Origin of the sequence: Nonomuraea sp. NPDC005692, assembly GCF_040631115.1 — a bacterium.
Classification (GTDB): domain Bacteria; phylum Actinomycetota; class Actinomycetes; order Streptosporangiales; family Streptosporangiaceae; genus Nonomuraea.
On the sequence record NZ_JBEXYU010000009.1, the window covers coordinates 48,897 to 75,405 of the forward strand.

At 72.8% G+C, this 26,509-nt stretch carries 27 protein-coding genes; 15 read left to right on the plus strand and 12 right to left on the minus strand.

The window, feature by feature from the left end:
• Positions 1-51: 51 nt before the first annotated feature.
• A complete protein-coding gene (locus tag ABZ459_RS20625) occupies positions 52-2,289 on the minus strand; it encodes an immune inhibitor A domain-containing protein (RefSeq protein WP_357972198.1) in 2,238 nt (745 codons plus the stop codon).
• 70 nt (positions 2,290-2,359) lie between these two features.
• Entirely contained in the window at positions 2,360-2,770 is a 411-nt protein-coding gene (locus tag ABZ459_RS20630; protein WP_357972200.1) for an organic hydroperoxide resistance protein, read from the minus strand.
• An 89-nt stretch (positions 2,771-2,859) separates the two neighbouring features.
• On the opposite strand from ABZ459_RS20630, the gene ABZ459_RS20635 reads away from it, so the two are divergent.
• The 4 genes from ABZ459_RS20635 to ABZ459_RS20650 all read left to right on the plus strand — a co-directional run bounded on the left by ABZ459_RS20635 (position 2,860) and on the right by ABZ459_RS20650 (position 7,204).
• Entirely contained in the window at positions 2,860-3,432 is a 573-nt protein-coding gene (locus ABZ459_RS20635) for a TetR/AcrR family transcriptional regulator (RefSeq protein WP_357972202.1), read from the plus strand.
• Between the two features lie 344 nt (positions 3,433-3,776).
• The gene (locus ABZ459_RS20640) at positions 3,777-5,342 is read left to right on the plus strand and encodes a sulfatase (protein WP_357972204.1); all 1,566 of its coding nucleotides are present in this window, start codon (positions 3,777-3,779) and stop codon (positions 5,340-5,342) included.
• A gap of 119 nt (positions 5,343-5,461) precedes the next feature.
• Positions 5,462-6,727 carry an alpha/beta hydrolase-fold protein gene (locus tag ABZ459_RS20645; protein ID WP_357972206.1) on the plus strand — a complete coding sequence of 422 codons (1,266 nt, stop codon included), beginning with the start codon at positions 5,462-5,464 and terminating at the stop codon, positions 6,725-6,727.
• Positions 6,728-6,781: 54 nt separating this feature from the next.
• On the plus strand, positions 6,782-7,204 hold the full coding sequence (locus tag ABZ459_RS20650; protein WP_357972208.1) for a hypothetical protein: 423 nt from the start codon (positions 6,782-6,784) through the stop codon (positions 7,202-7,204).
• Positions 7,205-7,228: 24 nt separating this feature from the next.
• Here ABZ459_RS20650 and ABZ459_RS20655 read toward each other — a convergent pair whose 3' ends face one another.
• On the minus strand, positions 7,229-7,723 hold the full coding sequence (locus ABZ459_RS20655; RefSeq protein WP_357972210.1) for a hypothetical protein: 495 nt from the start codon (positions 7,721-7,723) through the stop codon (positions 7,229-7,231).
• 651 nt (positions 7,724-8,374) lie between these two features.
• On the opposite strand from ABZ459_RS20655, the gene ABZ459_RS20660 reads away from it, so the two are divergent.
• Both ABZ459_RS20660 and ABZ459_RS20665 read left to right on the plus strand, forming a co-directional pair.
• Positions 8,375-8,899 (plus strand): hypothetical protein, encoded by a 525-nt coding sequence (locus ABZ459_RS20660; protein WP_357972212.1) that lies wholly within the window; start codon positions 8,375-8,377, stop codon positions 8,897-8,899.
• A gap of 168 nt (positions 8,900-9,067) precedes the next feature.
• On the plus strand, positions 9,068-9,652 hold the full coding sequence (locus ABZ459_RS20665) for a phospholipase (RefSeq protein ID WP_357972214.1): 585 nt from the start codon (positions 9,068-9,070) through the stop codon (positions 9,650-9,652).
• On the opposite strand, the gene ABZ459_RS20670 is transcribed toward ABZ459_RS20665, so the two are convergent.
• Positions 9,572-10,237 carry a helix-turn-helix domain-containing protein gene (locus tag ABZ459_RS20670; protein ID WP_357972216.1) on the minus strand — a complete coding sequence of 222 codons (666 nt, stop codon included), beginning with the start codon at positions 10,235-10,237 and terminating at the stop codon, positions 9,572-9,574. The two genes, ABZ459_RS20665 and ABZ459_RS20670, sit on opposite strands and share 81 nt — an antisense overlap.
• Before the next feature lie 71 nt (positions 10,238-10,308).
• On the minus strand, positions 10,309-11,529 hold the full coding sequence (locus ABZ459_RS20675) for a cytochrome P450 (protein WP_357972218.1): 1,221 nt from the start codon (positions 11,527-11,529) through the stop codon (positions 10,309-10,311).
• A 216-nt stretch (positions 11,530-11,745) separates the two neighbouring features.
• Here ABZ459_RS20675 and ABZ459_RS20680 point away from each other — a divergent pair, with 216 nt between their 5' ends.
• The 6 genes from ABZ459_RS20680 (at position 11,746) to ABZ459_RS20705 (ending at position 16,858) form a co-directional block, all read left to right on the plus strand.
• Entirely contained in the window at positions 11,746-12,060 is a 315-nt protein-coding gene (locus ABZ459_RS20680) for a metalloregulator ArsR/SmtB family transcription factor (RefSeq protein ID WP_357972221.1), read from the plus strand.
• A 103-nt stretch (positions 12,061-12,163) separates the two neighbouring features.
• Complete coding sequence (locus ABZ459_RS20685; protein ID WP_357972224.1) at positions 12,164-13,051, plus strand: TIGR03620 family F420-dependent LLM class oxidoreductase; 888 nt, start codon at positions 12,164-12,166, stop codon at positions 13,049-13,051.
• Between the two features lie 83 nt (positions 13,052-13,134).
• Positions 13,135-13,500: a hypothetical protein gene (locus ABZ459_RS20690; protein ID WP_357972227.1), complete on the plus strand. Its 366-nt coding sequence runs from the start codon at positions 13,135-13,137 to the stop codon at positions 13,498-13,500.
• A gap of 103 nt (positions 13,501-13,603) precedes the next feature.
• Positions 13,604-15,604, plus strand: coding sequence for a sensor histidine kinase (locus ABZ459_RS20695; protein ID WP_357972230.1), 2,001 nt, complete (start codon positions 13,604-13,606; stop codon positions 15,602-15,604).
• 81 nt (positions 15,605-15,685) lie between these two features.
• On the plus strand, positions 15,686-15,892 hold the full coding sequence (locus tag ABZ459_RS20700; protein ID WP_357972232.1) for a hypothetical protein: 207 nt from the start codon (positions 15,686-15,688) through the stop codon (positions 15,890-15,892).
• Between the two features lie 96 nt (positions 15,893-15,988).
• On the plus strand, positions 15,989-16,858 hold the full coding sequence (locus tag ABZ459_RS20705; RefSeq protein ID WP_357972235.1) for a MaoC family dehydratase N-terminal domain-containing protein: 870 nt from the start codon (positions 15,989-15,991) through the stop codon (positions 16,856-16,858).
• Between the two features lie 37 nt (positions 16,859-16,895).
• Here ABZ459_RS20705 and ABZ459_RS20710 read toward each other — a convergent pair whose 3' ends face one another.
• Positions 16,896-17,459, minus strand: a complete 564-nt coding sequence (locus ABZ459_RS20710; RefSeq protein ID WP_357972238.1) for a TetR/AcrR family transcriptional regulator — start codon at positions 17,457-17,459, stop codon at positions 16,896-16,898.
• A 91-nt stretch (positions 17,460-17,550) separates the two neighbouring features.
• On the opposite strand from ABZ459_RS20710, the gene ABZ459_RS20715 reads away from it, so the two are divergent.
• Together ABZ459_RS20715 and ABZ459_RS20720 are read left to right on the plus strand one after the other, a co-directional pair.
• On the plus strand, positions 17,551-17,934 hold the full coding sequence (locus ABZ459_RS20715; RefSeq protein ID WP_357972241.1) for a nuclear transport factor 2 family protein: 384 nt from the start codon (positions 17,551-17,553) through the stop codon (positions 17,932-17,934).
• 8 nt (positions 17,935-17,942) lie between these two features.
• On the plus strand, positions 17,943-18,947 hold the full coding sequence (locus ABZ459_RS20720; RefSeq protein WP_357972244.1) for an NAD(P)-dependent alcohol dehydrogenase: 1,005 nt from the start codon (positions 17,943-17,945) through the stop codon (positions 18,945-18,947).
• 5 nt (positions 18,948-18,952) lie between these two features.
• On the opposite strand, the gene ABZ459_RS20725 is transcribed toward ABZ459_RS20720, so the two are convergent.
• The 3 genes from ABZ459_RS20725 to ABZ459_RS20735 form a co-directional block, all read right to left on the minus strand.
• A complete protein-coding gene (locus tag ABZ459_RS20725; protein ID WP_357972246.1) occupies positions 18,953-19,819 on the minus strand; it encodes a hypothetical protein in 867 nt (288 codons plus the stop codon).
• The gene (locus ABZ459_RS20730; protein ID WP_357972249.1) at positions 19,812-20,387 is read right to left on the minus strand and encodes an RNA polymerase sigma factor; all 576 of its coding nucleotides are present in this window, start codon (positions 20,385-20,387) and stop codon (positions 19,812-19,814) included. The genes ABZ459_RS20725 and ABZ459_RS20730 overlap by 8 nt, the downstream gene beginning before the upstream one ends.
• 73 nt (positions 20,388-20,460) lie before the next feature.
• The gene (locus tag ABZ459_RS20735; RefSeq protein ID WP_357972252.1) at positions 20,461-20,691 is read right to left on the minus strand and encodes a DUF6289 family protein; all 231 of its coding nucleotides are present in this window, start codon (positions 20,689-20,691) and stop codon (positions 20,461-20,463) included.
• Between the two features lie 191 nt (positions 20,692-20,882).
• Here ABZ459_RS20735 and ABZ459_RS20740 point away from each other — a divergent pair, with 191 nt between their 5' ends.
• Positions 20,883-23,171: a polysaccharide lyase 8 family protein gene (locus ABZ459_RS20740; RefSeq protein ID WP_357972255.1), complete on the plus strand. Its 2,289-nt coding sequence runs from the start codon at positions 20,883-20,885 to the stop codon at positions 23,169-23,171.
• A 16-nt stretch (positions 23,172-23,187) separates the two neighbouring features.
• On the opposite strand, the gene ABZ459_RS20745 is transcribed toward ABZ459_RS20740, so the two are convergent.
• Genes ABZ459_RS20745 through ABZ459_RS20755 form a run of 3 tightly spaced genes read right to left on the minus strand, consistent with a single transcriptional unit; the run spans position 23,188 to position 26,507 of the window.
• Positions 23,188-24,435, minus strand: a complete 1,248-nt coding sequence (locus ABZ459_RS20745) for an FAD-dependent oxidoreductase (RefSeq protein WP_357972258.1) — start codon at positions 24,433-24,435, stop codon at positions 23,188-23,190.
• Between the two features lie 40 nt (positions 24,436-24,475).
• Positions 24,476-26,086, minus strand: a complete 1,611-nt coding sequence (locus ABZ459_RS20750; RefSeq protein WP_357972261.1) for a multicopper oxidase family protein — start codon at positions 26,084-26,086, stop codon at positions 24,476-24,478.
• The gene (locus ABZ459_RS20755; RefSeq protein WP_357972264.1) at positions 26,079-26,507 is read right to left on the minus strand and encodes a hypothetical protein; all 429 of its coding nucleotides are present in this window, start codon (positions 26,505-26,507) and stop codon (positions 26,079-26,081) included. The genes ABZ459_RS20750 and ABZ459_RS20755 overlap by 8 nt, the downstream gene beginning before the upstream one ends.
• Positions 26,508-26,509 lie beyond the last annotated feature (2 nt).

Genomic DNA, 26,509 nt, shown 5'->3' on the forward strand with positions numbered 1-26,509 from the left:
CGCCCATCAATCTGCGGCCCGCGTCCCCGCACGCGGGCCGCGCCGAAGCCGCTAGGACGCCGAGACGCGCACCAGCGCGCGGTCCCCGTCACGCAGGACGGCGATCCGGGTGCCGGTGTCGGGCACCTTCACCCCGAGCTGCGGCAGATCGGGGTGCCAGTAGACGCCACGGTGGTCGTCGAACACGGGAACGCCCGGACGCGCCGGGAACACGGCGGGAACGCCCGCCGAGTGCAGCCGGAGCCGGTCCGTGCGCGCGTTGCCGAACGGCGCGTCGAACACCTGGAGCCGCGCCCCGGCCGCCGCCCCACTGGCCCAGCGCAGCGGCTCGGGCCGGGCGTCGACGGGCAGGATCATGCCCTCGCCGGGGTGGTCGCGGGTGGTGTTGTCGCCGTACCAGGCGTCCCAGAGCCAGATGAGCACGCCCTGCTGGTACGGGTAGTGCTCGACCCGCTGGCTGCCGGTCCACCCGAAGTTGTACGGCCCGGTCCGCAGGTAGGCGTTGTAGCCGGTGTAGCGCCGGTTCTCGGCGAGGTAGGCGCGGGAGAAGCGCTGCACGCCCACCTCGCCGCTGCGGGCGAAGCCCACCGCCGTCCACTCGCCCTCGCCCTGCTCGACGTCGTCGGCGAACACGCCGGGCACCTGGATGTCGTCCACCCGGAAGCCGGACTCGGAGGTGTTGGAGTCGGTCGAGTAGCGGAAGCGGAACCAGACCTTGCCGCCCGCGTACGGGCTCAGGTCGTAGGAGATCTCCCGCCAGTCCGAGCTTCCGGTGAGCGGCTGCCCGACCGGCGTCCAGGCCGCGCCGTCGCGGGAGACCTCGGCGTACAGGTAGTCGTAGCCCTGCTCGATCGCGTACGCCGCGTGCGCCTTGAGCGTCGGCTCCGTGGCCCGGGAGAGGTCGATCTGCCGGGTGAGCGTCTGCTCAAGGTTGTCGCCCTTGCCGCTCCACCACTGCCACTCCCCCTGGTACGGCCGGCCCAGCGGGGTGCTGATCTCGCGCGCCGGCAGGTCCACCACGAGCGCCTGCGGATCGCGGGTGTTGTAGGAGCCGACGCCGAGGGTGTGCGTGGAGGGGGTCGCCGCGCGCGCCCGGTCGTAGGCCAGCCAGCCGAGCTGGAGCTTGCTCCAGGCGTCCAGGTCGCCGGCGTACTCGCCGAGCGGGCCGGTCCGCGAGCTCAGGTAGGAGCCGGACGACATCAGCGACCAGAAGTTGACCGAGTTGTCCCCGCCGCCCGCGTACAGGTCCGGCAGGCCGAGGTCGTGGCCGAACTCGTGGGCGGTCAGGCCGACGCCGCTGTTCTCCCCGGCCGTCAGGTAGTCGCCGACCCAGATGCCGGTGTCGCCGATCTGGGTGCCGCCGTTGCGGTTGCCCTCGGGGCCGGCCTGGCCGCGCTCGGGCCAGTAGGCGAAGTAGCGGTGGGCCCAGACGGCGTCCGCGCCCTGCGCGCCGCCGCCCCAGGTCTCGTCCACGCCGGCGTGCACGACCTGGTAATGGTCCAGGTAGCCGTCGGGCTCGTCGAAGTCGCCGTCGTTGTCGTAGTCGTAGCGGTCCCAGACGTCGTACTCGGCCAGTTCGGCGCGGATCTGCTCCACCGTCCTGCCCTTGGCCTTCTCGGCCTCGTACCAGGCGTTGGCCGAGTCGCGTACCAGGTCCCAGTTGTTCCAGCAGATGCCGCCCTCCTCGGGGGCGCACCGGTCGCTGCCGTAGCGGGCCTCGTTGTACGGCACGCGTACCCAGTCGCTGACGTAGCCGTCGAGGTCGTAGCGGCCGGAGGACTGGAGGCGGTAGTAGTCGCGCAGGGAGTTGCCGCCGGTCGCGAAGTAGGACTTCACGTAGGAGGCGCGGTCGAAGTCGGGGCGCCAGAGGGTGTGGTTGTCGTCGGTGCCGCGCGGGTCGGGGATCGCGTTGTGGCGGGGGCCGGGCCGGCCGCCGTACTTGATCTGGCCGTCGATCTTCGTCTCGTTGTCCACCTTGTCGCCGAACTCGGCCAGGACGACGAAGATCTGGTCCTTGCGCTCCTGGGCGAGCTCGACGTAGCGGTGGCCGACCTTGACCGAGCGGCCGGGCCGCGCCTTGGCCGCCGCCGCGTCCGGGGATAAGAGCCCTTCGACGGCCTGCCTGTGCAGCGCCGCCTGCTCGCGTTGCTGCGGGCTGAGCGGGGAGATCTCCCTGCTCACCTTTTTCACGGGTGGCGCCGCGGTTTCCGCCGCCGCGGCGGAGACGGGAGGGACGCCGAGCGCGGCGATCGCCAGCAGGGCGGCCGCCGCGGAGAGAGTGATTCGCATGGCATGTAACATGTCACACTTCAAGTCTCTCGTCTCTACCTCCGGCCGATCTTCCGGGAGGCGGATCCCGTCACTCGACGATCAGGTTGACCGGGATGTTGCCGCGGGTGGCGTTGGAGTAGGGGCAGACCTGGTGGGTGGCCTCGACCAGCTCGCGGGCGACCTCGGGGGCGATGTCGTCGGGCAGTTCGACGCGGAGCGTGGCGTCGAGCTGGAACCCGCCCGCGCCGTTGGGCGACAGGCCGATCTCCGCCGTGACGGAGGCGTCGGAGACGTCGATCCGCTTCTGCCCGGCCACCAGCCGCATGGCCGAGGCGAAACAGGCGGCGTAGCCGGCGGCGAAGAGCTGCTCGGGGTTGGTGCCCTCGCCGTCGCCGCCCAGCTCCTTCTGCAGGGCCAGCTTGACGTCCAGCCTGCCGTCGGAGGTGACCGCGCGCCCGTCGCGGCCGGCCGAGGTGGCGATGGCGGTGTACATGCTCATGACCGGTTGCCCTTCGTTTTGCTAGACAGACCTGTCTGTCTAGTTCGTTGGGCCTGAGACTAGACAGGTCTGTCTGGTAGCGTCAAGGGGTGAGCGCAGAGACGGTGAAGGACCCCCGCCCGAGTCCGGCCCGCATCCGGGTCCTGGAGACGGCGGCGCGGCTGTTCTACGCCGAGGGCGTGCACTCGGTGGGGATCGATCGGATCATCGCCGCGGCGGGCGTCGCGAAGGCGACCTTCTACCACCACTTCCCGAGCAAGGACGAGCTGGTCCGGGCGTACATCGCCGAGCAGGGGGCGGCACAGCGGGCCCTGGTCGACACGCTGCGCGCGGGCTCACCCCGGGAGACGCTGGCGGCCGTCTTCGCGTTCATGTGCGAGTTCGGGTCCGGCGCCGGTTACCGCGGCTGCCCGTTCGTCAACACGGCGGCCGAGTACCCGGATCCGGCGCATCCCGTCCGGAAGGCCATCGCCGAGCACCGGCGCTGGCACCGCGACCTGTACCGCGACCTCCTGGCGGCCGACGGCCACACCGACGCCGAACGCACCGCCGACATCCTCCTCCTGGTCAGGGACGGCCTGGTAGTGGGCTTCGACCTGGACGACCCGGCCACCGTCCGCGCCACGGTCCAGGAAACCCTGACCCGCATCCTCACCCCCTGACCCACCCCCCACCCGCCACACACCTCCGCGCGCCTCACACCCTCCGCCCTCCACACTCATCCACGCCCTTCGCGCTCACCGCCCTTCGCGTCCTCCCCCCTTCGCACCCTCCGCCCTGCGTGCCCTCGCCATTCCGGCCCTGCGCGCCCTCCGCGTCCTTTGGCGCCCTTCACCCCCTTCGCCCTTCGCACCGCAGGCCGCTTGAGCTGGGGGGATGGGAGTGGGGGAGGTGGTGGTTTGGTGGTTTGTGGGTAGTTTGTCTGGTATTACTGGGCAGCGCCGTTGCTCCCTTTCGCACCGTTTACGAGGCAGGCATGTCGTTGTCCCGAAATATCAGGAGAAGTGTGGCTGCGGCGGTGGCCGTCGTCCTCGCTCTGCTCATCGCCTCGCCCACGCCTCCGGCGGCCGCCGACACCCCCGCCCGGCCCAACATCATCTTCTTCCTCGTCGACGACCTGTCGGCCGACCTGCTGCCCTACATGGACACGGTCCGCGGCCTCGCCGAGGGCGGCACCACGTTCACCGACTACTACGTGTCCGACTCGCTCTGCTGCCCCTCCCGGGCCTCGATGTTCACCGGCCAGTTCCCGCACAACACCGGCGTACGGACCAACCAGGGCTACGACCGCGGCGGCTACGAGGCGTTCGCCCGGCACGAGAGCCGCACCTACGCCGCCTCCCTCCACCAGGCCGGCTACCGCACGGGCTACCTGGGCAAGTACATCAACGAGTACCCCGCCCGCCCCGGCTACCAGGTGCCGACCGGCTGGGACGAGTGGCACGTCTCCGCGGGCGGCGGCTACAACGAGTTCAGGTACCAGCTCACCCGCTACGTCAGGGAGGAGTCGGGCGACCGGCGCCCGATCGCCCCCTCCAGGGGCGACTACCTGGTCGACGAGCTGGCCCAGCGCGCGACCGGCTTCATCGAGCGCTCCCGCGAGCACGCCCCCGACCGGCCGTTCTTCCTCCAGGTCTCGCCCTTCTCCCCGCACAACCGGGTGGACGTCAAGCCCGGCGACACCGAACCGCGCTTCCCGCCCGCGCCGCGCGACCGCCCGAAGGACCGCTTCCCGGCCGGCGAGTTCCCGCACGGCGACTGCGGCGGCCCCGACTGCGACGGCATCGACGTGACCACCCTGCCCTCCTACGACGAGGACACCGCCGACAAACCCTCCTGGGTCCGCCGGGCGCCGATCGAGGCGAAGCGCGCCGAGGAGCTGCGCGAGGACTTCCGTGACCGGATCCGCATGGTCCAGTCGGTCGACGACATGGTGGGACGGGTGCTGTCCACGCTGACCGAGCCGGAGCGCCGCAACACCTACGTCGTGTTCGCCAGCGACAACGGCTTCCACCTCGGCCAGCACCGCCTGGTACGCGGCAAGTCCACCCCCTACGACCACGACGTACGGGTCCCGCTGCTGGTCAGGCGGCCGGTCACCGGAGAGCACGACCGGCGGGTGACCGGCGCGATCGCCCAGAACGTGGACCTGTTCGCGACCTTCCTCGACATGGCCGGCCTCGCCCCGGCGATCCGCGACAGCCGGGACGGCCGCAGCCTGCTCCCCCTCATCCAGGGCCGGCAGGTCGCCGACTGGCGGCAGGCGGCGCTGGTCGAGCACGTCAGGCCCGACCCGCGGACGCCCGGCAGGCCCGACCCCGACGCCGACCGGCTGAAGCAGGGCAACGCGCAGCCGCCCACCTACAACGCCGTACGGACCGCAGGAGAGCTGTACGCCGAGTACGAGGGCGAGCCGAAGCCCGAGTACTACAACACCGTCACCGACCCCCGCCAGGAGTCCAACGACCCCGGCAACGCCCGGACGGCGTACCTGGCCGGGGTCCTGCGCGGGCTGACGGCGTGCGGCAGGCCCGGCGCGCCCGACTGCTGGACGGCCGCGCATCTGCGCTGAGGCGTACGGCAGCTGAGGCGTACGGCAGAAGTTGACCTCCTTCGGTCCGGCGGTTGACGCGCCGGCCGCCGGTCCCCTCGTAAGTTGGGGCGGTCGGGAGCCCGAACCGAAGGAGAACGATGCGGTTCACGTCCGCCCTTGCCGGATTACTGATGTTCGCAGGCACGTTCGCAGGCACGGGGGTGGCCCAGGCGGCGCCCACGCAGGCGGCCACCGGAGCGGCCGGGTGCGCGGCCGTGCTGCCCCGGCCCGACGGCCACGGCATCACCTGCCTCGACGTGCGACGTCGCCCGCAGAGCGACGACTCGGAGCTGCGGGACGTCACGATGACCTCGACGGCGATCTTCCAGCCGTCCGGCGGCACCCCGGTCATCGACCCGCTGTCGCGCCCGATCACCGTCCGCGTCTACCTGCCGAAGGACTACGACCCCTCGCGCGCCACCCCCTACCGGGCGCTCTACCTGCTCAACGGCGGCGGCGACGACTACGACTCGTGGACCACCAAGGCCGACCTCGTCTCCCTCGTCCGGACCGCGGGCTCCTTCGACGGCATCGTGGTGATGCCGACCGGCGGGATGACCGGCTGGTACGCGGACTGGGCCGGCCGTACGGACGGATATTTCGCGCCGAAGTGGGAGACGTACCACATCGAGCAGCTCATCCCGTGGATCGACGCCAACTTCAACACCGTCGCCGACCGGTCGGGACGCGGCCTGGCGGGCCTGTCCATGGGCGGCTACGGCACGCTGCGGTACGCGGCCGCGCACCCCGGCGTCTTCTCGGTGATCGGCGCCTTCTCGCCCGGCATCGACCTGCGCGCCAGGCCCGCCCAGCGCACGATCTCCGACTCCATGTGGCAGTCGGGCGCGGCGATCGAGCTGACCGACCTGGGCGAGTTCCGCGTCAACAAGTACGACAACGGCGGCCCGCTGCCCGTCCTCGACCAGGAGGTGCAGCGCCGCTACCGCCTGGACACCCTGTTCGGCCCGCACACCACCACGGTCTTCCACGGCCGCACGGTCGACGACTGGCCCGCCGCCAACCCCGCCGACCTGGTCACCCAGGGCAGGTACGCCGCCTACGACGGACGGCTGGCCCTGTACGCCGGCGGCTGCGCGAGCCTCCCGCGCGTCCCGGACGGCACCGGGCCCGCGCCCGCCGCGTGCGGCTACGACACCAGGGCGAGCGACGACGCCGCAGGCGTCAGCGAGCCGATCCTCGGGGCGTACGCGAGCGAGTTCGACGCCACGCTGACCGGCCTCGGCGTCGGCCACCGCTACTGCTACAGCAGGGGCGGCCACGACTGGAACGCCTGGTCGGCCTACCTGGTCGACTTCCTCCGGTACGCCTACGGCACCGCCCCCGCCCGCTGCCCCTCACTCTGACGCCTCAGCCCGCTTCCAAGTCGGCCACAAGTACCGGCCGGTAGTCCTGGACCGGTGACGAACCATCTTCCGACCCGCGTCCTGACCGCCCTGGGCGCCGCCGTCCTCACGCTGATCGCGCTGAGCACGGCGGCCGCCGCCGACCCCGCGAGCTGGAGGTGGGGCGCCCTGCACTCGGCCGACGGCCTGGCGACCGCCCGGGGCAAGGTCGTGGCGGGCCAGTCGGGCCTGGCCGTGACCGGCACCCTCGACGACGACCGCGGCAAGGGCTGCTCGTGGGTCCTGATCAGGTACCAGAGCGCGAGCAACGGCCGCTGGCGCACGCACGGGGTCTACAACTGCCTGCCGGGCACCGGCTCCTTCCGCAAGAACGTCGGCGGCGCGCTGCAGATCCGGGCCCAGGTGTGCCGCGGCAACGGCGCGCGGCCCGTCGGCCGGTGCTCGCGGTGGCGGACGATCTACACCCAGGGCGGCTGACGCCCGTCCCGCCGTCCCCGGGCGTCAATCGGCGCGCTTCTTGCTGGCGATGATGTAGAGCACCAGCTCGCCGCAGGCGCGGCAGACCGTCATGTCCCCGTCGGCTCCCACGTGGGCGGGGACGGCCCGCGCGCCGCAGAACGCGCACGGCCGCTCCACCGGCTCCCGCTCGCCCCGCACGGCCCCGGCCGTCGCCAGCAGCGCGCACCCGAGGCAGATCGAGACCGACTTGCCGACGACGAGGTCGGCGGGGTCGGGCGCCGAGCCGCAGAAACCGCACTGGAACACCGCCGTCACCCCGATCCAGTCGCTCGGGCGCGCGTGCTCGCCGGACAACACCGTCCGCAGGATGCGCAGGCAGCGGCCGGCGACCTCGTCCGTGACGCCCGCCCGCTCGAGTTCGGCCCGGAGCTCCGTCCGCGCGCCGGGGTCCTCGGGCGGGAGCGCCTTCAGCAGACCGAGCAGCGCCTCGTCGAGCGCGCGCAGGGCGTCCGCGGCGGAGGCGACGAGATCACTCATGCCGCGCCACCGGTGAGCGGCGGGCCCGGAATGCCATGTGCTTCCTCGTACGCCCTCTTCGCGCGGCCGAGCCATTTGCCCGCGCGGCTTCTGCGTAATATCGCGATCCACATCCACCGTGCGTTATCAGCGGCCGTGCCGGAAACGCTTCCCGGCGATGACCGTTCTAGAATTCCGCACCACCCCGAGTCAATGGACGGGACCTCCGGGCCGAAGGGCATGAATTCATGCGCCCGGAAATCGGCGGCGAACTCGGGCCGGCCGGCGTGAAGGAGCGCCGGAGCACCAGGCGCGGGTTTCATCTGCTCAGCCCCTGCCACCACCTGCCAGGAACCCGCAGCTCACGGCCGTGTGACGGCGCCTGGCGGGCACGCCGGCAGGCGCCCCGGGGTGTCGAGTATTCGCATCCTTAAGCAGGGTCACGCATTCCCTCATTTCCGGTGGAGGCGCGGGCGCCCCTTTCGCGGCCATCATCGCCCCGGCCCAATAAAGCGTCAACGGGGAGGGCCCTACATTTTCCCTATATTGCGGCGTGGCGCCGTCTTGCGCGCCCCGGGTTGTCCCGGCACGCTGGCAGACGTGGCGGATAACCGTACTGGAAAGGGCCGCGCGCGAGCGGCGCGCAGATGGTCGGCCGCGCCGCGCAGCCAAATGTTCAGCCTTCCGGAAATCCTCGCCAAGCTCGCCGACCCCGACCGCGAGGCGCCCGGCGATCCGGAGCTGCGTGACTTGTTCGAACGCGACCAGGACGACCGGCGCGACGGCGTGCCCGGCGACGGCGACGAGCGCGGCCCGGCCCGGCGGGCGCGCTGCATGGAGAAGTTCGCGGCCGGAGAGGTGCGCTCGCCGGGCGACTACTACCACCTGGCCACGGTGATGCAGCACGGCGGGCTGGCCGAGCACTACCACCTGGCCTTCGAACTGGCACGGCGGGCGGCCGACGCCGGTTGCCGGCCCGCCCGCCGGCTGGCGGCCTCGGCCCTCGACCGGTGGCTGCTGCACATGGGCCTGCCCCAGCGCTACGGCACCCAGTACGTCGACACCGGCGGCCGCTGGTCCCTCTACCGCGTCGACCCCGTCACCACGGACGCCGAACGCACGGTCTGGGACGTCCCGCCGCTGGCCGAGGCCCTGGCCCAGGCCGAGGAGATGAACCACGCCGACGGCCTGGGCTGACGCCGACGCCTGACCACCCCGGCCTCGGACGATGAACGGCCGGCCCGCGGTTCAGAAAGCGGACACGACCTTTGCCACGGGTTTTCCCGGAATTCCCAGGTCGCGGCGGGCCGGCGGGCGAACCTGACCATGAAATGTTCCCGTCCCGGTCGAAACAGGCAGGTTCCCATGGTCAGACGGGCTCTCGTGGCGCCGGTCCCGCTCGCTCTCTCGCTGGTCGCCGCCCTCGCGGTCGCGCCGTCGGCCCAGGCGGTGACGCTGGAGGAGAAGCTCTCCGCGCTCTCGGGGTTCACGCAACCCACCGCCTCCAGCGCCGAGGCCTGGCGGGACGCCTGGGCCGACCGGGGGTCGTGGGCCGACTTCGACTTCGACTGGTCGAGCGACGGCTGTACGAGCAGCCCCGACCAGCCGATGGGCTTCGACTTCTCGATCCCGTGCCGGCGGCACGACTTCGGCTACCGGAACTACCAGGCCGTCGGCGACTTCCCGGCGAACAAGGAGCGCATCGACAAGGCGTTCTTCTTCGACCTCAAGCAGGTGTGCACCCAGTACTCGATCTTCCGTCAGCCGAGCTGCAACGCGCTGGCCAAGCTGTACTACCAGGCGGTCCGCCACTACGGCGCCCCTCGCGGCACCGGCGGGGAGATCGTGCGCGTACCGGACAGGGACTCTCTAAGGCAGCAGGGCGCCGCTGAGTCCGCAGACGGCGGTGACAAGATGTTCGCCCAGAGCCCGCCAGGATTCTTCGACTGAACCGGCGGCGGCGTGGCCGGCCGCCAGGTCGGCCTCCAGCTCGGCGCTCATGTGGACGACGAGCAGCCGGATCATCGCCGTCTGCCGCTCGGACAGCTCGCGCTCCCGGTCCCGCATCGACGGCGGGCGCAGCAGCTCCAGCCGGCGGAACGAGGGCGTGCTCAACGTCGCCCGCGCCGCGTACTCGCGCAGGGACGGCTCCACGACGGCCTGGGCGAGGAACCGCCCGTACCAGGACGGGGTGCCCAGCTCGATGTGGTGCTCGATGCTCGGCGCGATCGCGCACGTGATCCAGTCGCGCAGCGACACCTCGCCCGACGTCTCCAGCGCGGCCACCATCGGCAGGCGGTGCCGGTCGATGGCGGCCGCGTGACGGGACAGGATCGCGTGGATCAGCTCGTCACGGGTGCTGAAGTGGTATTGGACGGCGGACTTGTTCCGCTGGCCCGCGGCCTCGCGGATCATCCTGATCGACACGTGCGCGAAGCCGTGCTCGGCATAGAGCCGCTCCGCGGTCTGCATGATCCTGTCCTTGGCCCGGATCGAGCGGGGAGACGGCGCGGCGACCGCCGTACTGACGTCCATGACCGGTCCTCGATCTCGTTTCCACCACCGTCCCCGAACGCTATCCCATGCCGCCGGCGGAGGTCAGCGGGTCACCAGGTGACCCACACGTCCTGGAGGCCGCCGGACAGGCCGCCCGTGCGCAGCCGCAGCTCGCCGGCGTCGTCGCGGAGCCGCAGGCCGGGCAGCCGCCGCGTCAGCAGGTCCAGGACGACCTGCAGCTCCACCCTGGCCAGCGGCTGGCCGAGGCAGTAGTGGCGGCCGGCGCCGAAGGTGAGGTGCTGGCCGCTGTTCTCCCGGCGCGGGTCGAACCGGTCGGGGTCGGCGAACTTGGCCGGGTCGCGGTTGGCCGCCGGGATGTTGGGGATCAGCGTGCTGCCGGCGGGCACGGTGATCCCGCTCAGCTCGACGTCCTCGGTGATGAAGCGGGGCACGCCGCCGATGGCCGACAACGTGCTGTCCAGCCGCAGGACCTCCTCCACGGTGCCCGGGACCAGGTCGGGGTCGTCGATCACGGCCTCGTAGCGCTGCCGGTCGGACAGCAACATCGCCGTCATGATGGCGATCATGTTGGACGTGGTCTCGTGGCCGGCCAGCAGCAGCCCGCGCACGGTGGCGATGAGCTCGTCCTGGCTGAGCCTGCCGTCCTCGGCGTCGGTGATCTGGGTCAGCTCGCTGAGCAGGTCGTCGCCGGGGTCGGCGCGGTTGCGGTCGATCAGGTCCGACACGTACGCGTTGAACTCCCGGTAGGCCGTGTCGACCTCCTCCTGCGTGTTGCGCGTCAGGGTCAGCATCGTGCGCGACCAGTGCGCGAACTTGTCCTGGTCCGAGCTCGGCGCGCCGACCAGCGCGCAGATGACCCGTACCGGCAGGGGCAGGGCCAGGCCGGACGACAGGTTGCCCGGGGAGCCCTTGGCCAGCATGGAGTCGAGGAGGTCCTCGGCCATGGCCTGGACCCGGGGGCGCCAGACCTCCATCTTCCGGGCCGTGAACCAGCGGCTCAGCAGGCGCCGCCAGCGCATGTGGCCCTCGCCCTCGCCGATGTCGCCGGCGTCCTTGCGCCGGTTGAACAGGCCGCCGTCCTCGGTGGTGGACAGCCGGGCGGCGCCCTCGCGGGCGAGGTCGCGGCTGAAGCGGGGGTCGGCCATGACGGCGCGGGCGTCGTCGTACCTGGTCACCAGGGCCGCCACGTCGCCGCTGGGCAGGCGTACGTGGGCCACGGGGCATTTCTCCCGCAGGTCGGCGAGTTGTGGGGGCGGTTCCAGCGCCGCGGGGCGGTCGAAGGGGAAATCGGGGATCGCGTCAGCGGTCATGCGTCCTCCAGCTTGAAAGCCCGACACTTCGGAATATAAGGCGATCGCCTTATTTGAGGCAATCGTCTTGACTGGATGGATTACTGCGGGTGCGGAAAATCTCCCGAGGCGTTGCCTCGCCTTGGGAAACCCCACCGCCTCCGAGCTGGCACGCATCGGGTTACCGCGATACGTCGATGACTCACTATGATCGCGTCCATGGCGGAGGCTCCACTTATGACCGATTCCGAGCTGTCCGAGGCGCTGCGGGCGCTGGCGAACCCGACCCGGCTGCGGCTGCTGTCGTGGTTGCGGGAGCCGGAGCGCCATTTCTCCCTGGAGGGAGCGATCGCCGACCCGGCGGAGGTCGGCGTGTGCGTGACGCACATCCAGGCCCGGGTGGGCCTGGCGCAGTCGACGGTGTCGGCGTACCTGAGCGAGCTGCAGCACGCGGGGCTGGTGCGCGCCACCCGCGTGGGCAAGTGGACGCACTACAAGCGCGACGAGCGGCGCATCGCCCAGCTCGTCGCCACGCTCGGCCGCACGCTGTAGAAGCCGCACCCGCTCGCCTACGGCAGAGGCCGGTTTCCATATATCGACATTTTGCGATATGTCTATCCTTCTAACGATCGACATGACGATGAGGGGATGTCCCATGGGCAGCATCGACGGCCTGGACCTCGGCACGTACGGGATCTACACGTTCGACTTCGAGCACGTGCCGGCCGCGCACATGCGCGAGTCGATCCAGGAGCTGGAGGAGCAGGGGTGGGGGGCGTTCTGGATGCCCGAGCTCCTGGGCCGCGAGGCGCTCACGCACGCCGGCTTCCTGCTGTCGTGCACGCGGCGGATGCACATCGTGAACGGCATCGCCCAGATCTGGGCCCGCGAGGCCAGGTGGACGCACGGCGCAGCCCTGCTGCTGGCCGACGCCTACCCCGACCGGCACGTCCTCGGCCTGGGTTTCGGTGGCGAGCCCCGCCCCGGGACGACCCCGCTGACGGCCATGCGGGCCTACCTCGACGAGCTGGACGAGCTGGAGACCGTCAACCCCGTCCCGAAGTCAGGCGTGCGCCGCCTGCTGGCCGCGTACGGACCCAAGATGCTCGAACTGGCCCGCGACCGCGCGGCGGGCGCGCAGACCTACCACGTCAACGTCGCGCACACCGCCGAGTCACGGCGGCTCCTCGGCCCGGACGCCTTCCTGGCCGTCGAGCATCCGGTGCTGTTCGAGACCGACCCCGCCAAGGCCCGCGCCGCCGCCCGCGAGCACCTGCGCCCCTACCTGAGCACCCCGTACAACGTGGCGAAGTTCCGGCGGCTCGGGTACGCGGAGGACGAGATCACCGGCGGCGGCAGCGACCGCCTGGTGGACGACTTCGTCTTCTGGGGCGACCTGGACACCGTCGTCGGCAAGCTGCGCGGACACGTGGACGCGGGCGCCGACCACGTCGCCGTGCAGGTGATCGGGATCGAGCCGGGCCGGACGGCGATGCCCCACTGGCGCGAGCTGGCCGGCGCCCTCTCCCCCGGCCGCGCCTGAACGCCACCCAGATATACAAACGATCGGTCGTTAATATAGTTTGGTGGCATGACATCCGACACCACCGCCGGGCCGTGCGCCGCATGCTGACCTCACGCTGGATCCCCGGCCCCGAGAGCGACCGCCCGGGGCCGCTGGTCGCCGCCCTGACGGACTTCCGCATGCGGCGGCTGCTCGACCTGCCCGGCATCGCCCGGCACGGCCGGTCCCTGAGCCGCCACTGGCCCGGCCTGCCGGGCGCGGTGGGCATGTGGCTCTGGGCGGACCTCGCCGGCCGCCGGGTCGGCTCGCTGTCGGTGTGGCGGAGCGAGGAGGATCTGCGGGGGTTCGTCCGGTTGCCCGAACACGTCGCGATCATGCGCGCCTACCGCGACCGGGGCACCCTGCGCTCCCGTACGTGGCCCGTCGACGTCCTCGACCGGAGCGTCCTGCTGCGGTCACTGCGCTGACCCGCCCCTCGCCGGTCGATCCGGCCGGCGGGCCCGCTCATGGCGGACCGTTCCGCGGGCACGCTAGGGTCGGGCGGGAACGGCAGCCGGAAGGCGGGGACGGATGGCGTGGGCAGCCCGGGTGGTCGCCGTCGTCATGGCCGTGGTCTCGCCGGTGCTGGTGCTCGCGGCGGTCCTGATGTACGCGGCGCTGCCGCCGGAGTGGCGGCTGCCGGAGATCTTCAGCCCGCTGGCCGCGGCGGGGGTCACCTTCCCGGCCTTCAGCGCGTTCCTCATCGTGCACCGGCCGCGGCTCAGGCTGGCGTGGCTGATGTGCGCGGGCGGTCTCGGCGGCGCGGTCAACACGTTCTGCCAGTCGGCGATGCTGGCCGCCGCGGCGGGCGGGGATCTCGCGCTGGCGGGGCTGCTGAGGTTCCCCGCGCAGGTCGGCTGGGCGGTGTCCGGGCTGCTGCTGGAGATGTTGCTGCCGCTGTACTCCCCCGACGGCAGGCTGCCGTCGCGGCGCTGGCGTCTGGTGGTGCTGCTCGGCGCGGTGTCGACCGCGGTGGAGCTGGCCCACATGTTCCTGCGTCCCGACCCGCCGGCCGAGGGCTATCCGCTGCCCGCGGTCATCCCCAACCCGTTACAGGTCCCGGAGCTGGCGCCGATCTGGCCGGTGGTGACGGTGGTGGCCTGGACCGGGATCCTCTCGACGCTGCCGCTGGCGGCGTGGTCGATGTTGCTGCGCTTCCGCCGGGCCGATCCGGTCGTGCGGCGGCAGATCGGCTGGCCGCTGTTCTCCTTCGGCGGGTACATCGTCTTCATGCTCGCCGGTGTCGTCGTGCCGGAGCTGTACTGGTTGTCGATCGGGTGGGCGGCGATCATCCCCGTGTCGATGGTGATCTCGGTGACCCGCTACCGGCTCTACGGCATCGACACCGTCGTCAGCCGGACGTTCGTCGCCGCCGGGCTGCTGGCCGTGGTCGGCGGGGTCTACTTCGGGGTGGCCACGCTGTCGAGCCTGCTGGTGTCGGGGTACCACCAGGTCGCCGGGCTCGCCTCCGCGCTGCTCACGGGCGCGTTCTTCCAGCCGTTGCGGCGGGCGCTGCAACGCGCGGTCGACCGCCTGCTCTACGGGCCGGTGGGCGATCCGCGCGTGCTGGCCGAGCGGCTGGCGCAGGAGGTGCGCCGGGGCGATCCGGCGCAGGCGCTGGCGGCGGTGATCGGCGTGCTGCGCGAGGGCCTGGCCGTACGCGGCGTCGCCGTCGAGGTGACCAGCGGCGAGCCCGGCCACCCGGTCAGCGTGGCGAGCACGGACCGCGGGCAGGTCGGCGACTCCCCGCGCGAGGTGCCCCTGATCTGGCACGGCGAATGGGTGGGGCGGCTCCTGGTCGGCCCGCCCGCCGCGCGCCGCTTCCCCGCCGCGCACGACGAGCGGGTGCTGGACACGCTGGTCCCGTACGCGGCCGACGTGGCCCACGCGGTCCGCCTGGCCGCCGACCTGCAACGTTCTCGCGAACGTATGCTGGCCGCCCGCGAGGAGGAGCGCCGCCGGCTGCGCCGGGACCTGCACGACGGCCTCGGCCAGACGCTCAGCGGGCTGGCCATGACCGTCAACATGGCCCGTCTCAGCCTGAAGAGCTCGCCGGAGGCGGCCGACGGGCTGCTGCGCGAGCTGCGTACCGGTATGGACGCCGTCACGGGCGACCTGCGGCAGCTGGTCTACGGCCTGCGCCCGCCCGCCCTGGACGACCTGGGCCTGGCCGCCGCCGTACGGGCGCTGGCCGCGCCGGACGGCCCAGCCGCGGAGGTGATCGCCGAGGGCGACCTGACCGGCCTGCCCGCCGCCGTCGAGGTGGCCGTCTACCGGATCGCGCAGGAGGCGCTGACGAACGTGCGGCGGCACGCGCGGGCCACCCGCGTCCGGGTCGAGCTGCGCCGCGAGCCCGGCGCGCTGCGGCTGCTGGTCGCCGACGACGGCAGGGGCCTGCCGCCGGAGCACCGGTCCGGCGTCGGCCTGACCTCGATGCGCGAGCGCACGGCCGAACTGGGCGGGATCTGCCTGGTCAGCGGCGCCCCGGGCGCGGGCACCACGGTGGAGGTCATGCTGCCCGTCCAGCCCTGACCGTGCGCCTTACCGGCCGGACGCCCGCTTGTCACATAGAGTGCTGGACGATCACTCTCAGTAACTCCCATGGAGGTGTCCATGAAACTCAAGGGCCGTATCGCCTGCGCCATGGCCGGTGGCGCGCTGCTGACCGTCGCGCTCACCACCCCGGCCGCCGCCGACTCGCTGGCCGCCGGCGGGCCCGTCGGCGCGCTGCTCCAGCCGGTGCTGGACGTGTTCAACATGGTCAACGACACGTCCACCCTCGGCGCCCTGCTGCCCGGCGGCATCATCACCGCCCGCTGACGTTCGCCCTCCCCCCGGGGCGACCGCGCTCTGCCCTGCGGGCCCGGCCGGGGCGTACCGTGGTTCGCGGCGGTCACGGCGGAGGGCGGTAGCAGCGTGCAGGGGTGGGAGCCGTCGACTGTCGTCAGTGACGAGCTGGTCGACCCGTCGCCGGTCGCCGCGCTCGCGGCCCTGTTCGACGACGGCGTGCCGGTCCCGGGACCGGGCGCGGAGCTGCCGCCGCTCTGGCATTGGGCGGCGCTGGCGCGCTGGCCCGTCTCGTCCGTGCTGGGGGGCGACGGGCATCCCGTACGCGGCTCGTTCCTGCCGCCCGTCGGCCTGCCGCGGCGGATGTTCGCCGGGGGCGAGGTCGTGTTCCACGGGCCGCTGCGGGTCGGCGAGACCGTACGCAGGCAGAGCACGGTGGAGTCGGTCACCGAGAAGTCCGGGCGGTCGGGACGGCTGGTCGTGGTGGTCGTGCGCACCCGGCTGACCGGCCAGGACGGCAGTCCCGGGCTGGAGGAGCGGCAGGACCTGATCTACCGCGAGGCCGTGGCGCCCACCGGCCCGGCGGCGACGGCCGAGGAGGCCGTGGCGGCGCGTGCCGCCGGTTCCCCGTTCCGCAGGGCGGGCGCCTGGGAGTGGCACTTCGACACCGATCCGACCCTGCTCATGCGGTTCTCCGCCGCCACCGCCAACGCCCACCGCATCCACTACGACTGGCCGTACGCCACCCGCGTGGAGGGATATCCCGGCCTGCTGGTGCACGGGCCGCTGATGACCCTCGCCCTGGCCGAGACGCTGCGGCTGGAGAGGCGTCCCGAGCGGGTGAGGCGGGTCGCGCACCGCAACAACCGGCCGCTGTTCTGCGGGCAGCCGGCACGCCTGCTGGGCCGCAGCACGTCGGACGGCTTCGCGCTCGACCTGGTCGGCCCTGAGGGCGCGACGACCGGCCCGCACACCACCCTGACCGTGACGGCCGGGTAGGCACCGCCCACGACCTCCGAAGACCGCGCGCCGCCCGTCAGGGGGCGATGACGTGTTCGGCGAGCTCGCGGGCGGCGGCGGCCGGAGCGGTGCCGGGGCGGGTCGCGCCGACGGCGAGGGTGCCGTCGATGAGGATGAGGAGCTGGTCGGCGGCGTGGTCGGGACGCGGGTGGCCGAGCGCGGTCAGCTCGCGCGCCAGCAGCTCGTGCACGTGCCGGCGGTAGTCGCGGGTGATCTCGTGCGCGGGGTGACCGGGGTCGGTCAGGCCGAGGTCGGCGGCCAGGTAACGGCAGCCGTGGAAGCCGGGCATGGCGACGATCTCGCCGATCCGGTCGAAGACGGCCAGCAGGCGCTCGCGCGGGTCGTGGCCGGCGGCGTCCATGGTGCGGCGGTAGTCGGCGGCGTCGGCGTCGGCGGCCGACCTGAGCACCTCGACGATCAGGCCGTCCTTGCCGCCGAAGTGCTCGTACAGCGAACGCCGGGCCACGTTGGCCGCCTTGAGCAGGGCGTCGACGCCGACATTGACGCCCTGGCTGTAGATCAGCTGGTCGGCGGCCGTCAGCAGGCGCTCCCGGGGGCCCGGTCCCGTACGAACTGTCATGCCTTCAGGTTGCCACGGGTTGACGAGTAGATCAACCGGTCGATATACATAGATAGACCGATCGATCTACCCGCTTCCTTCTGGAGGAACCGTGTCCTTCCCATCCACCGCCGACGTCATGGAGCGCTTCAACCGGGCCTTCGTCGAGCGTGACCGCGGCCTGCTCGACGACCTGGTCGCCGAGGACTGCGTGATGGAGTCCGTCCAGCCGGCCCCCACCGGCGAACGCGTCACCGGCCGCCAGGCGTGCCTGGACTGGTGGGGCGCGCTCGTGGACGACCTGACCAGCGCGTTCGAGCCGCAGGAGGTCATCGTCGCCGGTGACCGCGCCACCATCCACTGGCACTACCGCTACGGCCCCGGCCCCTCCGACTGGGTCAGCGGCGTGAACCTCATGCGCGTCCGCGACGGGCGGATCGTCGAGGCACTCGGCTTCAGCAAGACCGCCGGCGAAGTTCCCCTGGCCACCGCCTGATGGACGTCATGCGCAGCTACCACGTCGACAGCGGAGCCGGCGTCGACGGCCTGTCGATCAAGGAACACCCCGTCCCGACTCCCGGCCCCGGGCAGGTGGTGGTCGCGGTACGCGCCACCTCCCTCAGCTACCGCGAGCTGATGATCCTGCGCGGCGACTACGTGCTCCCGGTGAAACCGGACGTGGTGCCGGTCTCCGACGGCGCCGGCGAGGTCGTCGCGACCGGCCCCGGCGTCGAGTCGGTCGGCGTCGGCGACCGGGTCACCGCCACCCTCTTCCCGAGCTGGCAGGACGGCCCGTTCGCCCTGCGGCACCTGCCGCAGCTCGGCGGCTCGCTGGACGGCATGCTCACCGAGTACGCGCTGCTCGACGAGCACGCGCTCGTGCCGATCCCGGCCCACCTGACCTACGAGGAGGCCGCGACGCTCCCCTGCGCCGCGGTCACCGCCTGGAACGCCCTGACCGGCGACGGCTCCGGTCCGCTGCCCGGCCGGACCGTCGTCACCCAGGGCACCGGCGGGGTGTCGCTGTTCGCGCTGCAGTTCGCCAAGGCACTGGGCGCCCGCGTGATCGCCACGACCAGCAGCCCTGCCAAGGCCGAACGCCTGTACGCGCTGGGCGCCGACGAGGTCGTCGACTACCGGGCCACCCCCGACTGGGCGGCCAGGGTGCGCGAGCTGACCGCGGGCGAGGGCGCGGAACACGTCATCGACGTCGTCGGCGATCTCGGGCTGTCGCTGGCGGCCACCGCGATCGGCGGCCAGGTCGCCAGCGTCGGGTTCGTCCTCGGCGACCCGCCGCCCCTCGACGCGCGGGCGGTCTTCCGGTCGGGAGCCACGCTCCGGGGCATCGCCGTCGGCAGCCGCGCGCAGTTCCTGGCCATGAACCGGCTCATCGAGGCCAACCGGCTGCGCCCGGTCATCGACCGTGTCTTCCCTTTCGACCGGGCGCCCGACGCCTACCGCCACTACCTGTCGGGCGGGCCGTTCGGCAAGGTCGTGATCACCGTGTGAGCCGGTCAGCCCCGAGCACCGACCGGGCGCAGCGGGCGGGGCGTGACCTGGAGCTTCACCACGCCCTCGCGGTACGCCAGCGCCTCCCAGACGAGCCAGTCGTCGCCGACGTCGGCGGCGCCGACGGGCTCATAGGTGAGTTGGAACTTCCCTTTCATGCCGTCGATGAAGTTGATCTCCGTGTTGCCGGGATCGTCGCGCACCCGCTCGTAGACGGCTTCCAGGCCGCGTCCGCGGAGCTCGGCGCGCACGTCGCCCACCCGGCGGTCCTTCACCGTGACGCCTTCGAGCCTCTCGCCCGGCTCCGTCGCCCCGGCGGCCGCCCGGTAGAGCTCGTCGCGGACGGCGGGCCTGCCGAGCTGGGCACGCACCGGCCCCTCGAAGCCGGCGGGGACGCGGAAGGTGAGCCGGCACCCCGCCTGGCCGATCCGGCAGCCTTCGGGTTCCAGGCCGCCCTGGAACTCGCCGGCCGGCCGGACGCCCCTGACCAGGATGAGGTCCCCCACCCGCGCGGGCGAGGCCGGTACGAGCTGAAGCTCGACGTCCAGGCCCACGGCGGTGAACGCCTCGGCGTACATGGCGGACTCGGCGAGCGGGTCCTTGATTCTGGCCACCCATGCGTCGCCCTCCCGGGTGACCGCGATGGCCGCGTTGGCGTACGACGTCACCACTCCGGGCGGCAGCGCCGACAGGACCGCCAGCAGGACGGCCGCGAGGATCGCCGTCACCGGCGCGAGCACCAGCAGCCGCCCGCGCCCGCGCCGTGACCGCGCGGCTTCTCCGGGCCGCCAGCCGATCCGGGCGGCCAGCTCGCCGGGGTCGGGCAGCGGGATCTGCGACCTCATCCGCTCGATCTGCTCGATCTCACGCATCGGCGGTTCCTCCAAGCGCTTCGCGCACCTTCGTCCGGGCTCTGTTCAGGCGCGAGCGCACGGTGCCCACGGGGATGTCCAGCACGTCGGCGACCTGCTGGTAGCTCAGCTCGCCCCAGGCGGTGAGCAGCAGCACGTCGCGGTCGCCCTTGCGTAAGGCGGCCAGCGCGGCGGCCAGCCGAGGGCTCTCCGCCTGCGCGCTGACCTGCTCGGCGACGCGATCGGCGTGACCGTCCAGCACCGGGTCCACGCCGGTGCGCGTCAGCGCGCGCAACATGCGCAGCTCGGACCGGTGGTGCCGGCTGATCAGGTTGGTGGCGATCCGCCACAGCCACGGCCGCACCTCGCCCCGGGCGGGGTCGTAACGGGCGCGGATCCTGAAGGCCGTGTGGAACGTCTCCGCCACGATGTCGTCGGCGAGGTCGCCGCCGAGGCGCCGGGCGGCGTAGCGGTGCAACGGCGGGGCGTGCCTGCGGAACACCTCGCCGAAGCAGCCGGGATCCTCCAGGGAACGCGCGACCAGCAGCGCGTCGTCTCTCTCGTCGCCGAGCAGGTCAGGTGGGCCCATCGATGTCCTATCGCCGTAGCGGGCTTACACCCGTTACTAGCCCGCTACGGCGTCAGGGGTTCGCGGGCGGCGCCTAGCAGGGGGTCTCGTAGAACTGCGGGTACGAGCCGCGGGTGCCCACCCACGTCACGTCGCCCACGCAGTTCTCGTACTTGACGCCGACCACCGTGGTGCGGGTGGAGTCGCTGTAGTAGTACGTCTCGCAGTGGAAGTCGATCTGGCAGGCGCGGGCCTGGGCGGGCGAGCCGACGACGGTGAGGGCGCCGAGGGCGAGCAGGACGGCGAGCGATGCGCGGCGAATCATGGAGATCCTCTCTGACGCGAGGAAGCGCTACTGCCCTCGATGATCGATCGCCGGAGCGAACAGTTCAATACGGTTCATGGCAGTTCAATGTGGTTGATGCCGGGTACCCCGTCGCGAGGGCGAAATGATCGCCCCTGTCACCGACATAGGATCTTTTCATCTGGTAGATGGCTGATTGTCGAAAGGCTTCCATGACCCACCCCCTCAGCCGCCGGTCCGCCCTGCTGGGGGCCGCGGCCGTGGCCGGAATCGCTCTGTGGGAGAAGCCGGCCGAGGCGGCCGGCGCCGCCGCGTTCGACGCGGCCCGGGAGCGATGGGTGAGCCTGCTGGCCGGCGCCACGTACGACCCGGCCTACCTGGACAAGACGCAGGCCGTCGAGGGTTCGGCCAACGCGGTGCTGCGCAAGATGAGCCCCGCTCCCGGCCGGCCCAGCCTCTGGCCCGACCTGCCGCTCGACGACCCCCGTACGGGCAACTTCAACCGCGCCTACAACCGCATGCGCACGCTGGCGCTCGGCTGGGCCACGCCGGGCACCGACATGCACCGGGACCAGCGGGTCGCCGAGACCGCGGCCAGGGCCCTGGACTTCCTGTACGAGCACGCCTACCGCGAGGGCCTCGACCGCCGCGGCAGCAACTGGTACTGGTGGGAGATCGGCGTCCCGCGCGCGCTGACCGACACCTGCGCCCTGCTCTACGACGGGCTGCCCAAGGACGACCTGCGCCGCTGGCTGCGTCCGCTGCGCCACTGGTGCCCCGACCCCGAGCGCCGCGTCAGCCACCCCGGCGTCGTCGAGACCGGCGCCAACCGGGCGAGCAAGGCCATGGCGGTGGCGATGCGCGGGCTGCTCACCCACGACGCCCGCCTGCTCAAACGGGCCAGGAAGGCCGTCTCCGACCTGCTGCGCCGCACCGGCGGGCCGGGCGACGGCTTCTACCGCGACGGGTCCTTCATCCAGCACGGCGTGTTCCCCTACAACGGCAGCTACGGCGTGGACTATCTGGAGAGCGTGGCCAAGCTGATCGCCATGCTCGCCAGATCACCGTGGGAGATCCGCGACATCGGGAACGTCTACGACATCGTCGACCGTTCGTTCACGCCGTTCATCTTCGACGGGCTGATGATGGACTGCGTGCGCGGCCGGCAGATCTCGGTGCAGGGCCACCGCGACCACCACTCCGGGCAGAAGGCGGTCGAGGCCATCCTGACGCTGCTGGAGACGGCGCCCGAGCGCCACGCCCGGCGCTGGCGGCCGATGGTGAAGGGCTGGCTCACCCGCAACCAGGCCGTCCCGTACGCGGCGGTCGCCCCGCTGGCCGGCGTCGCACGGGCGCAGGCCCTGCTGGCGGACGCGTCGGTGCCGGTCGGCCCCCGCACGACCGGCACGTACGTCTTCGCCGACATGGACCGGGTCGTGCACCGGCGTCCGACCTGGGCGTACGCGATCGCGATGAGCTCGGAGCGCATCGGCGCGGCCGAGGGCATGAACCAGGAGAACCTGCACGGCTGGTACACCGGCGACGGCATGACGTACCTCTACACCGACGACCTGACCCACTGGAACGACGACCTGTGGCCGACGATCGACCCGTACCGGCTGCCGGGCACCACGGTCGACACCCGCGGGCGCGCCGACCTCCCGCACGGCGCGCGCCGCCGGCCGCCCACCCCGTGGGCGGGCGGCGCGGCGCTCGACGGCGAGTACGGCGTGGCGGCGATGAGGCTGATCGCCGACGGCTCCTCGCTGCGGGCCAGGAAGGCGTGGTTCCTGCTCGACGACGGGGTGATCGCCCTCGGGGCCGGCATCACCGCCTCCGACGGCCGCCGCGTCGAGACCGTCGTGGAGAACCGCAACACCCACGGCGCCCATCCCCCGCTGACCCGCGGCGACGGCTGGGTCCACCTGTCCGGCGTGGCCGGATACGCGCTGCTCGACGGCGCCGAGGCGAAGGTGATCCGCGAGCGGCGCACCGGCCGCTGGCGCGACATCGACACCGGCGCCACCACCGGCGGCGACCGGACCCCCGTCAGCAGGCACTACACGACGATCCTGGTCGACCACGGCGTCGATCCGCGCCGGGCCCGCTACGCCTACGCCGTGCTGCCCGACGCCACCGCCGAGCAGACCGCGGCCTACCGCGGGCGGGTCGAGATCCTGGCCAACTCCCGCACGGTGCAGGCCGTCAGCCGGGACGACCTGATCGCCGCCGTGTTCTGGCGGGCGGGGGCCGTCGAGACCCCGCACGGGCCGCTCGCCGCCGACGGCCCGTGCGCCGTGCTGCTCCGCCACGACCGCCACCGGGTCCGGCTGGCCGTCTCCGACCCGTCCAGGACCGCCGACGAGGTGCGGATCAAGCTGCCGTGGCCGGTCAGGTCGGTCAAGGAGGGCGACCGGGGGGTGCGCCGGTCCAAGCGGGCGGTCAAGGTCGAGGTCGGCGGCAGCCGCGGGCACACCCGTACGGCGGTCGTCCGCGTCTGAGCCGGGCCGTCGCCGTTCAGGAGGCGCCGGTGGGCGCGTGCGGCAGCAGCTCCGCCACGGGGACGCCGGGGTCGGCCAGCCGGCGCGGATCGGCGGTGTGCCCGGCGGCCACCAGGGCCCGGAGGTGGCCGGCGGCGCCTTGGCCGTCCATGGTCAGGGCGGCCACCGGGACGCCGCGGTCGAGCCAGAAGGCGGTGAACCCGGGCTCGCCCGGCTCGCCCCTGGTGACGACGCGGTCGGAGGTGGCGGGGAGGCCGACGTATTCGAGGGTGGAGCCGTACTGCGTGGAGAAGAAGTACGGGACGTGGTCGATGGTGACCGGCTCGCCCACCAGCGTGGCCGCGGCGGCGGTCCCGTGGACGACGGCGTTGTCCCAATGCTCGATCCGGACCGGTTTGAGGTAGCGCGGGTGCCGGTGGCGGGCGACGTCGCCGGCGGCCAGCGCGGCCGGGTGCGAGGTGCGCAGGTGGCCGTCGGTGACGATGCCGCCGTCGACGCGCAGCCCCGCCGCCTCGGCCAGCTCGGTGTTGGGGACGACGCCCACGGCGACCACGACGAGGTCGGCCGGGACGCGCCGCCCGGCGACGGTGCGCACCGCCTCGACCGAGCCCGTCCCGAGCACCGCCTCGACGCCGTCGCCGGTGAGCAGCTCGACGCCGTGGTCGAGGTGCCGGCGGGCGACGGCGCCGCCGATCCGGTCGCCCAGCACGTGGTAGAGCGGCGTGGGCAGCGGGTCGACGACGGTCGTGCGCACGCCGAGCGCGCGGGCGGCGGCGGCGACCTCGCAGCCGAGCCAGCCGGCGCCGACCACGACGACGGCGGAGGCCGCGCGCAGGCCCGCGCCGAGGCGTTCGCTGTCCTCGCGGTCGCGCAGGTAGTGGACGCCGTCGAGGTCGGCGCCCGGCACCCGGAGGCGGCGCGGGCGGGCGCCGGTGGCGATCAGCACCTGGCCGAACGGCAGCTCCACGTTGCGCCCCAGCTTCACCCGCCGGCCGTCGAGGTCGAGCAGGGTGGCGGGGGCGCCGAGGGCCAGGGCGACGTCCTGGGCGGCGTAGAACCGCGGGTCCAGGACGTCGAGCTCGGCGGCCTCGGTGGTGCCCAGCAGGTAGCCCTTCGACAGCGCGGGACGCTGGTAGGGCAGGGGGTGCTCGTCGCCGACGAGCGTGACCGGCCCGTCGTAGCCGTGGTCGAGCCGCAGGGCCCGCGCGGCCTGCGCGCCGGCGAGGCTGGCGCCGATGATGACGATGCCGGGATCGGCGGGCATGGGGACGCTCCTTGTGAACGGACGGGGTGGCGCGAGGGGGTCAGACGACCTGGAGGTTGGCCATCATGGCCATGTCCTCGTGCTCGGCGTTGTGGCAGTGGAAGAGGTAACGGCCGCGGTAGCCGTCGAACCGGGTGATGATCTCCACCGACTCGCCCGGACGCAGGGAGACGGTGTCCTTCAGCCCCGCGTCATGGGGCAACGGCGGACGGCCGCTGCGCGAGAGCACCCGGAAGCCGACCAGGTGCAGGTGGACGGGGTGGTGGACGTCGGCAACCATCCGCCATACCTCGACGTCCCCGAGGCCCACGGTGACGTCGGACCGGGCGGGGTCGAACGGCAGCCCGCCGATCAGCCAGCCGCGGCCGTCGTGCATCCGGCCGGCGCGGAAGGAGAGCTCGCGCACCCGTACGGCGTCCGCCCGCCGCCACTCCGGCAGGTCGGTGGACAACACGCGCGGGACCCGGCTGTCGTCGGCCGCGGCGCGCGCGACCCGGAAGGCCATCACGTCCCTGGTACGGCCCGAGCCGAGCCGGTTGACGATCCGGACGCGCCCGCCGACCGGGACGCGGGCGAAGTCCACGACCACGTCGTAGCGCTCGGCCGGCGCGATCGGCAGGACCTGGTGGGTGACGGGGGCCGCGAGCAGCCCCTGGTCGGCGCCGATCTGCACGAGGTCGAGCCGCCGCCCGTCGTCGAGCACGGCTTCGAGCTCGTAGTGGCGGGCGTTGGAGGCGTTCAGCAGGCGCAGCCGGTAGCGGGCCGCGTCCACCTCGTGGACAGGCCAGGGGGCGCCGTTGACCAGGATCACGTCTCCGAGCACCCCGGCTATGTACGGTTCGAGCACGCCCGGCCGCTCCCGCAGGGTGGGGTCGAGGGCGGGGTAGGCGAGCTCGCCCTCGGCGGTGAACGCCCGGTCCGCGATCATGAGCGGCAGCTCGCGCGGCCCCGCGGGCAGGCCGAGTGCCTGCTCGGCGTCGTCGCGGACGATCTGCAGCCCGGCCAGGCCGCGCCAGATCGCCGGGGCGGTGAAGTCCATCCGGTGGTCGTGGTACCACAGCAACGTCGGCCGCTGGTCCAGCGGGAAGGTGTAGTCCCTGGTGCGCCTGCTCAGCACTGCCCGCGGGTCGCGCATGTTCCCCATCCCGGAGCCGTGTGCCATGTGCATGGTGGGCTCCGTCCAGCCCTCGGGCAGCACGAGGTCGGTCGGGTAGCCGTCGGAGGCGGCCGGGGTGCGCCCGCCGTGCAGGTGGACGACGGTCGGCACGGGCAGGTCGTTGCGGTGGGTCACGGTGATCGGCCGGCCCCGGCGCGCCTCGATCGTCGGCCCGGGGAAGGTGCCCCCGTACGTCCAGGCCCGGGTCCGCACGCCGGGCAGGATCTCCAGGGTCGTCTCGCGCTGGACGATCTCGTAACGGTCGGCGCCGCCCGAGGTGCCGGACGGCGCCAGCACGGCGGGGATCGGCAGCGGCACCTGGAACGGCGGCGGCAGCGGCAGGTCGCTGCGCAGCTCGGCGCCGGTGATCGAGGGCCGCCGGGCCATCGCGGCCGAGGCGCCGAGCCCGGTGGCCGCCATCAGCCCGAGCGCGCCGCCGATGCCGAGCGCCTGCCGCCTGGTCACGCCGCGGGCCGGCCGGTCGAGCTCAGGCATCGCGGGCCGCCCGGCGCGGGAAGGGCCGGCGCCACACGTCGATGAACTGCACCGTGAGCGCGGCGACGGTCGCCACCCCCAGCGGGATGTGCAGCCACAACGCGCCGTCGAGCCCGGCGAAGTACTGCGCCGTCTCGGCCGCGACCACCGCCGCCGTGGCCAGGAACGGCCCGCTGCGGCGCAGGCGCGCCCACACCACGATCGCCACGATCAGCTGCAGGTAACCGACGGAGGTGACCACGTCGGCGCCGATGGAGTGCCAGCGCAGGCTGTCGTAGTCGCCGGTCAGGTACACGCCGGCGAACACCGGCTGCCCGGCGATCGCCACCATGTGGGCGCTGACCATCGCCCGCAACGTCCAGCCCACGGGTGCCGTGCGGCGCGCCGCATCGGCTCGCGGCCCGTCGAGCACGCTGAGCATCG